Here is a 10,735-nt window from a genome sequence, read left to right as displayed (position 1 = left end):
TATTGAATCGCAACAATATAGGGATTGATAAGGAAGCATAAAAAAGGAAAGGTGGCGGACTCGGAATCATATCCACGATTAACATGCTGTTTGTTATTGGTTTTATTGGTATTTCTCTCAAATAGCGCCACCCCGAAGGCCCCCATATAAAATCGCTTTGTTTTTGTGAGGGTTATCACGAAAAATCAATGTTAAGTGGAGGGCTTCGTTATGTGTGGAGCTAGGTTCACACATAACGAATTCTAAAAACACCGCCCTAAATTTTCCGCTAGTTCTCTACCATCAACCGGGCAAGCTTGGCAAAAATCGAACTCTTGCTGCTTTCACCGCTTCTGAGCATATCCAGGGTAAAGCTATTGAGGTGAATGCCAGTTAACGGGTGACTAAATACATCTACGGCTTTGCCTTGGGCATCCCATATCAGCAGATTTTCCACCAGGTTAGGCCGTGCAATAGTAGGATTTGTAGGCTGAGCATCACTCACCAGAACAAACACCCCGTTTTCATGCGGTTGCAAGTAAATATGGTGATGCCTCATTTTTTGCTCTTTGGTCAGCGAGTCGTATTTCGAACGGCCTGGTGATATCAGATAGGGCAGTACGTTTTGATTCGATTTTGCTGAGCGGGTGATGGTGTACCCGTTAAATTTATCCCCTTTATGCTCCGCCAGCGCTTTTTCTTGCTCCTGATAAGCGTATGAATCGACGATATTAAGTTGTGCTGGGCCGATCAGGCGCGGCACGCGATCGCTGTTGTAGGTAGTCAGCAGGACGTCTGCGACGTGGTCGTAGAGATAGAAGCTTTTGTCGAATAATTTTTTTAACCGTCCCAGAGAGGGATGATCAACGGATAGATAGCCTAATTTACCTTCAGCGATCCCGGTATCAACCACCCTAAGTTGGCCGTGCTCAATTTTTAGTTCAACATGCCCAAGGAGAGAGAGATTGTTTTTCGTTTTGCGTACCGCATAGGCTGTATAGTGCCCGTCCGCCAAATCTGGTAGTGGGATGTGATGCTGATTGAGTAAGCTTTCTTTGAACCATAGTTCGGTTTTAGTTCGGCGTATCTTACTGTTTAGTAAGGTAACTGCTGACTTGAGACGGCTGTGAGGCTTCGTAAGATCGATTTCGTATTGAGCAGGGTCGCTCGCCGAGCGTTCATTAATAAGATCAATCGCATCCAGCAATTTGCGATCAATATTCATACCCTGCAAGACCACAGGTAGCGGTTGCTGATTTAGCCACCCTTGCAAACGATCCAGTTTAAGTTGGGTATAGGTATCCCAATTGAGTTCAGGTTGTTTTCGGGCGTCGGCAAAAGCCGCATAGAAATCATTGTACTCAACAGATTCATTATCTTGCTGGCGGATGCTGTTGCTCCGTTCTTCATCTACCGCATTGAGCACCAGAATAGAAGTATTGGCGGGCAGCTCAGAAAAGCCGGTTTGCTGAGAATGTTTAAGCGATGCCAGCGGCCAGAGTTGATATTCGGGGAACTGGATGGCTAATGCGTCAAAGAAATAAGCTTCTTGCGTGGCGCTGAATTCGACGCCGTTATTAACCACCAACAGCGTATTAGCCAGCTGTTGATCGAGATCCGTAGCGAACTGATTGACCTCGTGGGTGGCCTGAAATGGGATAGGTTGATGGGGGATCTCTAGTTCACTGAGCCGCTCGCAGGCAGCATTCATGACCACGTTATAGGTATAGGCCTGGCATTCACCATAGCCGCTGCGCTCACGAAAAAAGTCCAGTTTGCTATCCCGGGCATCGAGTTTGCGCCGGGCTTTGAGCCGACGATTATCGATGTTAAACCACACGCTGGTATCGTCCAGAGAGAGGTGCAATTCATCCTCCGGTTCGACCAGAAATTTTCGTTTGTGCAGGGTAAAGGCGAGTTCGTTATATTCTGATGCATAAATGTCGAGTTCGAATGCCTCCATCACTCCAGTGCCGCTTTTCTGCGTGACGGGCTGACTCAGGCGAGCGTTGAGATAGAACGTAGAGTTGAAGTAGGTTGGCGGTACCGAAAAGCGCTCACTGGCTTGTTCCAGCATTACCATTTTCAGATGTAGACTGAACAATCCCTGAATCAGGCGAGACAAATCATAATTTTCAGCGGTGAGTCGTTGGCAAAGCGTTTCAATGCGTTCTGCCAAAGTCCGATGCGCTGGGCTGTTCGGTGCAGCAGCAGGCGCCAGGAAAAAAAAGATGTGATGGTAATTGGGTAAGCAATGCAGCTCATATTTTACCTCCAGCCCGACCTCCAGCCCAAGCTTCTGCCGCACGCAAGATTTTACCTCCTGATGAATTCGCGCATAGTAATCAGCGGATTTTTCTTTTCGCTCTTTAGTAAAGCGCTGAACCATAAAGTCTATCGTATAGATATTAGATACAGGAGCCAATAGACGCTGGATGGTCGTCAGTTGATCTTCTTCAAGCTTGATCAAATTGGTACGGGCAATCGGAGTATCCGTCAGCTCATTCAGATTAGGGATCATGATACTTTTCCTTTAGTCGGCAACTTTTCTACACCCAGTAGAGTTAATAACATTGGGTTAATGTCCAATGTCATGCTCAGTTTCGAGTTTTCCTGAGCTCGTCCGCTCTCTCGATTTTTGGGCTGATAGTACTGGTAGTCGGTTTGCAACAGGTTAAGGTAGTGGATCGTGTGATCCACGTTATCTTGCCACATCAGATTATTGGGATTCTGGCTGTAGGCGATGTTCAGATAGACAAATCGAATGCGTTCGTAACGGCCTGCCAGCACCGCCTGAAGCTGTTTCTGCCCCTCTGTATCTGCCTTTTGGCTGGCGATATTGCGGATCTGGCGAATCTTGTTGTCGCTTTTCTCAAGCGTTTCTTCTGCCCGCGTTAAATCGTCCAACTGCGTCGCCCAGCGTTTAACGTCGATGCAGAGCAGGTCGTCACCCACTTCAATAAAGCGGTCAAAAAACTCATAGACCAGCGGTTCAAGGCGTTCAAACACCTGATGGTCGGAGAGTGGGGTAACACCATAACTTTTTAGCACTTTATCGAAGAGATATTCACCGACATTGCCTTTGAGCAACGGAATTAGCCTGGGGTTGGGTACCCATTTTTTGAATGCCGTTTCCTGGATGTTGTTACATTCATGAATCAACTCGCCGACCAGGTTGCCGGGGGTAAAATCGACATCGTTTCTATACTGCGGAAAGAGCGTGAGTTCTGGCCGGTACTCTCTTGCGCCGCCAGCGAAATCCGACAGGGCGGAATAATCTCTGTGGACAAGTCCATCCGGGCCGCGTTTGTGGCAAAGTAAAATAGTTTGGTTGCCCTGATGGCGGTCGATAAACAGGGCGTGGTGGATAGATTGCATTTGCCGATTGGCGGCATACAAGGAATTAGCCTGAAGTTTTTCCAGCCAACGCGGGGGATCGATAAAGGAGTCAGAATCGCGGAATAAATTACACAATTCGAGATATTCAAGGTTACCGGCGCGTACCCGATTTATCCAGTCGGTTTTCAGAACTCGCTTATGAACAGCATCGATGCGGAGACCATTTTCTACGATAGCCTGTTCAAACGCATGCCGCTGTTCTGCATCACTAAATGACTGGCTCTGACTCAGCTTTTCGCACTCCTCCATGAGGCGGTGGTTAAGCAAGGACATACTTTCTGATACTACCTCGTTACCGCTATCTTCACTGAGAGCGGCGAACTGGAATGCAACATTACGAAATACATCGCGGGGTAAAAAGATTTTTGTTTTCAATAGAGTGTCGCGACGCTCGACTCGGCCTACGGCCTGCACGACGACTTTGAATAAGCTCATATCATGTTCGGCCATTAACAGGCGATAGTTTTCGCCGTGGGCGAAATTAATGTTGAAATCGGCCAGCTTGTGGACGGTAATATCGTCATCGGCGTAGTGTTTAAGCACGGTAACGTAGTTAGGTAATGTATTGAGGTTGCCGCTGTTGTCTTTTACTTCGCTGTAAAACGAGGAGTTGATGAGCACTAAGCGCTCAAAATCGACATCCAGACGTGATGCATTGATATCATTAATATCGCCGTCATGGTATTTAACAAAGTAGTTGAGGCCAGTGCCCGCACTTTTATAGCTGCTCATAAATACCAGTACTGTATTGCTGTTCTGGAGATAGGTTTCTTGCCTGATATCTTCGACATTAGCCAGCGGTGAATCGAAAAAGACCAAATGGACTGTGTGACGCCCTTTGAATGGGGTAAAGGTCAGGATCTGGTCATGTTTCTTATCGTTATCCGTTTTTTCATCGCACCGGGAGTGCATACCGTACTGCTGACGCCAGGCTGATTGATGAGTGCGCCAGGCGCTGATAAAGGCCCGCTTAAATGTCCCTGAAAGTGACAAAATCAGGCTGTTTTTACCTTCGTAGGCGGCAAGCAGTAACGCTTCCAGTTCCCGCTGGCACTGACGCCGTTTATAGGTATTTTTCAGGTCGTATTCCAGCGGTTTCTTCAGCGCGTCGAAAAAGTTGTCATACGTCCTGCGATAGATTTCACAATTTTGGTAGATATCGGTCAATTTTAACTGCTTATCATCGAACACCCTGAAGTCGACGTTGCGGATACTGGCCCTCAACCCGCGTAATGCCTTAAGCGTATCGATATCTGCCTTTTCGCGTTCAACGACCCGGTAGCCAAGGTCGCGGCTATAGCGCGCCAGGAAGCGATGATTGAAGTTACCGTTTTTGGTGTGGCTAAAACCGCTGGTGGCGCTAAGCCCAATTACTTTATTGTGCGTGCCGGTTAATAAACGCAGCAGCATGGCTTCGGGCAACTCTTGTACCAGATCCATTTCGAACGCCAGAATAATTGTGCGCTCGGCTCCCTTGTTCACGTAATTGAGTTCAGCTATAGGCGTCATCGTGAATACGGTTTTGGGTTGCAGATAAGTGTAGAAATGATCAATCAACAAGTTTTCATCTGTGGTGCGATCGAAGATATGTCGCACCACGCCGGCTACGTTATTGGCTGCGTCAACAAACTGGCCCAAAGGCGTATTCTGGCTGCTGGAGTTGTCCTGGCCGCCATTCTTTACCCAGCGCTTAAAGTGCCGGTTGGTGATTTCAGAACAGGCGGCGAGGATGACGGAGACCAACTGGAACAGATCGTGCAGGGTGGGGTTGGTGTCATTGGCATCATTTTCGACTTCGTAATACAGCTCGGTGCGCGTTATGTCGCCTTCGCTGTTGCGCATGCGAATGCGTTTCAGCCCTTCTTCATTGACGTACATTTTGGGGTTAAAGCTGAATACGTTGCGGGTGATTGAGATGATGCGTTCGGCGGCGTCGCCGTTAACTTCAAATGCCCCTAACTGGTCACGAAACATCTCCAGGATCGATCCCAGCGTTGTACCGGGGGATAGTTCGCACTTTTCCGCCAGTAAATTGCGCAGAGTAGTGATGAATTTGACCATCTCTTGCTCAAAGGTCGTTTGCGCTTCTTTGGGCTTGTTTCGGTGTTCTAAGCTGAGTAACGCGTTGTGAATACGTCCTGCGACGGAAATAACGTGCGCCAGGTTATTTTCCTGTGTGATTAGCTTTACATGGCATGTTTCTTCAAGGCGGGTGTAGGCTTCATGTAGTTCATCAATGATCACCGTAAAACGAATATTTTTCTGGCGAAAAGGACAATCTGGATTGCGTCTGAAGTGTTCGTCGCGAAGATAGGTAACCTGCCCGGTATGACCGGCTGCCGCAACGGTGCTAATCTGTGGATCTTTGGGAGTCAGCTTACCGCCAATCAGCAAGTCGAAACCTACGGACTCAAAACGCACACCTTCGCCTCGCTGACGAGGCGCCAGTCGGTAAGTTGATGTGTCGAACTTATTCGTGGTCATTAATAGCACTGACGGGCGGTACTGGCAAACTTCGAAAGGCAATACCTGTTTGATAAGCTCGAAATAGACTTCGTGTACGCTTATCTTAGGTTCAAGCTTTCCTGGTTTTCGCGCTGTCTCCGCATTTTGCATTCGCTCCTGGCGCTCCTGGAGTCCGCGACGAATGTATTCTTTAATGGAAGCTTTTTCACTATCTGGTCCAAATAGTGATTTACAGGCTGACTCAATCGTATTGCGGATACTGTGACGACAGTTTTTTAGCTGCTCTTCGAGAATTTCTCTTTCGTAGTTGGTATCCTGAGAACCGTATGTTGTCAGCTTTTTTAACTGCTCTTCACAGCGATCAATTTGTGAAACATGATAATTGAGCGAACGCATTGAGCCGCCGATATATTTGCTACCTTTCGCCCCTTCGTACCATTGAATATAGCGGTCGCGGTTTTTCAGGCCAGAGGCCCAGTCCATAAAATCGAGATCGGCAATATCCTTACGAGAGAGAACGCAAATGAACTCGCCACCAGCGGCCAGAATTTTCTCTTTCTGGCTGCTGTCCAGGTCGATTTGTGATTTTTGCGGTGACATGAACAACAGGTTGGTAAAGCCGCCTTCGGGAAACAGGTAATTTGGCTGCTGGGTTTTGGCGAAACGTTCCAGATATTCAACATACCCTTGAATCACGCCATAGCTTTTGCCGAACCCCGTGCCGTCAGAACTGAAAATAACCTCAGCGCCATCACGTTCATGCACGTGGTAAAGTTGAGAGACTTGGGCGCGGCAAGCGTTAATATCTTCGACCAGCGTTATGTCAGGAATTTGCCTAGAGATGAGATCTTGCAGATTATTATTGATAGTTTTCTCTCCAACACGCTTACACTTGCGGTAACTATTGATAGCTATTTGGTCGCTTTCGATCAGAATCTTTTCCACCTGCATGGGGGCAAGATGCAAGGCTGTCGCGATTTGATTGATAGTATTGGACAGTGGTTCGTGTGGATTGCTAATCGTGAAGTGGTTTAGTGCTGCTGCAACGATATCTGGATGCAATGCTTTTCTGAGGGTGGGAAAGGTGAGGCTGTAATCGTATAGCGCCAAATCATTGCTTATCAGGCAGCGAAACGGTTGTTTAGTGGGATCGCCACCAGGACGGCTGGCAAATCCCAAGATTTTTGCCTGTTCGAGGCGATAAAGCAATGCTGCGGCATCGCGGTCAGGTGAGTCAAATGCATCGTGGAGCTGCTGGCTAAATGGCATTGTGGCATTCAGCCTGTTATGGCTGACCAGCGCGGAAAAGTGCTGACGCACCAAGGTTAGCAGCTTACAATCTTCCCCTATAGTCCAGCTTTTTCTCATTCTTCTTCCCCTTAATATAAATGCCCCTGCAACCACTCCGTCACGCGTTCAACATTAAAAGCACGTAATCCATATTCCTGCGTCAGCAACGTCTCCGGTAAATACTCATCATATTTTTCGAGGCACTTTTCAACGATGCTTTCGGCAAGACGGGATTCGGAAGGTAGCCCTTCCTGAAGTGCGCTGAATAACGCTTGTTTAACCTCCGAGACCGTAGTTTTTTCCACTTCAACCACACCAGCAAATGAGCCCGCCTTGAAACCGCGTTGGATAAGTAATGCCGACAACGTGTTTACGGTTTGATCGCCTAGCCAGGGAAGAATGTAGACATGCTGTCCCTGCTGAATAAAACATTCCGAAGCCAGATTATTGTTGCGAAAACAGTGCAGCCCTTCATCAAACAGGTTTTTGGCCGTGGTATCGGCAAAATCGGCCTTGCGATCGCCAACGGTGATGCGGTAGTCGCCTTCCCGATAAATAGTGAGCATTTCCTGGCGGACGACATCATGAATGGACATCCCTTGTCCGCCAAATAACGGCGGCTGCCCACCCTTTGTCGCCTCGACATAGATGACTTTTTTATCACTATCGATATCGGTGACCTTCCAGCGTCGACCGCCGAAAATAATATGTTGGTCAGGCATCAGGGGGGAATCAACGGGGATAGAGCCCAGTGTTTTGCTCCCTGCTACAATACGAAACTCTTCCGGTGTGCTGAACACGGCATAGAAGGTGTATTGATTTACCTGACGTTCGCCCTCAACGCCCAGAACCAGTTCGCCGCTTGATAGCTGGGTCAGAAACTGGTGCTCCCCCATATGTTTCAATAACGTTTTGAAGTCATCGATTCTGACTTTCTGAAATGGACCTTGTTGGCATAACTGTGACCAGATCTGATCGGCTCGTACGCCTCCCCACTGCGCCACGATCGCCAGAATCTGATGGAACAGGGTGGAATAGTGCATCTGCCGGGTATCGGCTGGCTCAAACCATTTACTGCCAATAAGTAAGCGGATCATGGCCAGCGACTGAACAAGCTGAAGCCTGAGTTGGTCGACAATACCTGATGTTGGCGTCAGTTCATGTTCGGCAATCAGCATTCTCAATACGGCAGGCGAGTCGCGCCGACCGGATCGTCCCATTCGTTGGCGCAGGCTGGCTACGGAATGGGGGGCGGTAACTTGCACAACGGAGCTGACTTTACCGATGTCGATGCCAAGCTCTAACGTCATCGTACAGATGGCGGTGGTAGGTAAGTTGCCTTGTTGAAGCCTCTGTTCCAGCGTTTCACGCAGATCTCTGGACAGCGATCCGTGATGGGGGAAGAACTCATTGGGAACGATGTTCGCTTCACTCAGATCGCCTAGCGTAGCAGCAATGCTTTCGGTCCGCTTGCGGCTATTAGCGAACACCAGATGGGAATCACCGCGACAAAGGAGAAATATATCATGGCAGATTTGCGTCTCTGCCGACGGTGGAGGTTGCTGGCCCGAGGTGGTCAGCGGTTCCAGATAACCTTTCACCTGTACTTTTAGCGTGGCGTGAGTCTGACTGTCGGTAATAATGTCACAGGGCAGACGTTGATTTGGCCGCAGAGATAACGGCACCCGTTCCAGTTCCCCCAGCGTTGCGCTGAGTGCGACTCGGGGTACTGGATTGTCGATTCTTCCCAGCAGGCGATCGATTCGATTTAACAGAGAGAGAAGCTGCATACCCCGCTCAGAACCGATGAAAGCATGGAATTCATCAATGGCGATATATGCCAGTGGCGCGAAAGCCTGCTTCAACCATCCCGCATTGCGGATCAGCATCGCTTCCAGCGACTCCGGGGTGATAAGCAAAATACCGGCAGGATTCTTCTTTGCTTTCAGCTTTTTGCTCTGCGCAACATCGCCATGCCAGGGCGTGACCGGCATCTTCAGCGCATCGCCGAGGCTTTCCAGCCGCCGATACTGATCGTTAATCAGGGCTTTAAGCGGGCTAATGTATAAAATGCCAAAACCGCCCTGAATATCCGCAATGGCAGAACAGGCGGGCAGGAAAAAAGCTTCCGTTTTACCCGCGGCAGTCGCGGCGCTGATCAGGACATCTCGATCGCCCGCTAATATCGGTGGAACGGCTTTTTTTTGCAGTTCCCGGAGATCGGTCCATCCCTGGCGGTATATCCACTTCTGTATCCGTGGGTCCAGCCGCTGGTATTCGTTCGTCATAATCTGAAGTCTGCCAGACCATCCTCATCGGCATCTTCTGCCGACGTTATTTCATCCATATCGCTGGGTTTTTCTTCCGCGATCGCGACACCGGCGATTAACTGTGACCACTGAATGGACGGGTTTTGTTCCAGCACGGCCAGCATATCCAGGAAGGCTTTAATCGTGTTTCGTGGCGTACGGAAATATGCATCGCCAATAGTGTTGCTACAGTGGCGTAGGAATGCCGTCAGTGCATCATCAGGAACCAGATAGTTATCCGCATCGCCGCCGGAATAAACGTGACGTAGGTTTTTCAACAGAATATAGAGCTCTTCCGGCGTCAGGCTGGCTAAATGCAGGGAAGGGGACGAATAATCAATGACACCAGCCCGCTGAGCGAAGCTGTTTTCCGCCAGTCGGGACTGGAGCGCTTCGTAGCTGTATAACCCCTTTCGTGGATCGAACAGGAATTCTGGCGTACCGCCAAGTAAAAAGCCGATATATTCAGCCGTCCCTTGCAGGCAGTCATTCAGAATACGCAGTATCTGTTCATAGTTGGCAACCCGGGCCTGCGTATTACTGAGCTTATACAGATTGACCATCTCATCCAGATTAACCAACAGACCCGCGTATCCGGCCTGACGAACAAACAGGCTCATCAGCTTTAATGAATCGTAGAAAGAGGCGTCAGAGATAATGGTGCGCACACCCAGATCGTTACGGGCGTCGGTTTTCGTGGTGTATTCACCTCTCAGCCAGCGGATGGCATTTGATTTCAATGTCTCATTGTCTTGCTCGTGGCCCTGCCAGTAACATTCAATAACTTTGGCGAAATCGTAACCGCCAACCATATCAGACAGGTCAGCGAGCTTTTGGTGAATAATCGTCGGAACCGGCACATTTGTACTTTCTGCTTCTTTTCTGGCTTCCGTGATGAAGCGCTCAACCACGCTTAATAATGCGTTTCCATCCGGCTTATTTCGCGTAGATAGATTTTTCATCAGTTCGGAATAAAGGTTACGCGCCTGCCCACCCGTCGCGTGGATACGCCTGTCCGGGGATAAATCGGCACTGATTGTCACCAGTTTTTTCTCTAGTGCAATTGAGCGCACAACGCTTAAAAAGAATGTCTTACCTGAGCCGTATTCCCCGATAATCAGCCGGAATCCTGCACCGCCATCCGCGATACGTTCAATATCCTGATACAGCGCTTTTATCTCGTTGACCCGGCCAACCTGAATATGCTGAATACCAATTTTAGGCGTCACGCCTGACTTCAGTGACTGAATAATAGCGTCTCTTTCTTTGAGACGAATACGAATGCCAGACAT

4 protein-coding genes are annotated in these 10,735 nt (G+C 48.9%); all 4 read right to left on the bottom strand.

Annotated features, from left to right (window positions below):
- Positions 1-268: 268 nt before the first annotated feature.
- The 4 genes from ACKQAD_RS19205 to ACKQAD_RS19190 are packed head-to-tail and all read right to left on the bottom strand — an operon-like array spanning position 269 to position 10,735.
- The gene (locus tag ACKQAD_RS19205; RefSeq protein ID WP_409161603.1) at positions 269-2,500 is read right to left on the bottom strand and encodes a hypothetical protein; all 2,232 of its coding nucleotides are present in this window, start codon (positions 2,498-2,500) and stop codon (positions 269-271) included.
- Entirely contained in the window at positions 2,497-7,212 is a 4,716-nt protein-coding gene (locus ACKQAD_RS19200; RefSeq protein ID WP_409161602.1) for a hypothetical protein, read from the bottom strand. The genes ACKQAD_RS19205 and ACKQAD_RS19200 overlap by 4 nt, the downstream gene beginning before the upstream one ends.
- Positions 7,213-7,223: 11 nt before the next feature.
- The gene (locus tag ACKQAD_RS19195; protein ID WP_409161601.1) at positions 7,224-9,422 is read right to left on the bottom strand and encodes a DEAD/DEAH box helicase; all 2,199 of its coding nucleotides are present in this window, start codon (positions 9,420-9,422) and stop codon (positions 7,224-7,226) included.
- Positions 9,419-10,735: an ATP-binding protein gene (locus ACKQAD_RS19190; protein WP_276195658.1), complete on the bottom strand. Its 1,317-nt coding sequence runs from the start codon at positions 10,733-10,735 to the stop codon at positions 9,419-9,421. Before ACKQAD_RS19190 ends, ACKQAD_RS19195 begins: the two co-directional genes overlap by 4 nt.

The organism is Pectobacterium artocarpous (assembly GCF_046159765.1).
Taxonomy (GTDB): domain Bacteria; phylum Pseudomonadota; class Gammaproteobacteria; order Enterobacterales; family Enterobacteriaceae; genus Pectobacterium.
The sequence above is the reverse complement of the archived record's forward strand: the minus strand, read 5'-3'. Positions and strand labels throughout refer to the sequence as shown.

Excerpts from the sequence above, each read along its gene's own strand:
- ACKQAD_RS19205 (WP_409161603.1), bottom strand. The coding sequence starts at position 2,500 with ATGATCCCTAATCTGAATGAGCTGACGGATACTCCGATTGCCCGTACC.
- ACKQAD_RS19200 (WP_409161602.1), bottom strand. The coding sequence starts at position 7,212 with ATGAGAAAAAGCTGGACTATAGGGGAAGATTGTAAGCTGCTAACCTTG.
- ACKQAD_RS19195 (WP_409161601.1), bottom strand. The coding sequence starts at position 9,422 with ATGACGAACGAATACCAGCGGCTGGACCCACGGATACAGAAGTGGATA.
- ACKQAD_RS19190 (WP_276195658.1), bottom strand. The coding sequence starts at position 10,735 with ATGTCTGGCATTCGTATTCGTCTCAAAGAAAGAGACGCTATTATTCAG.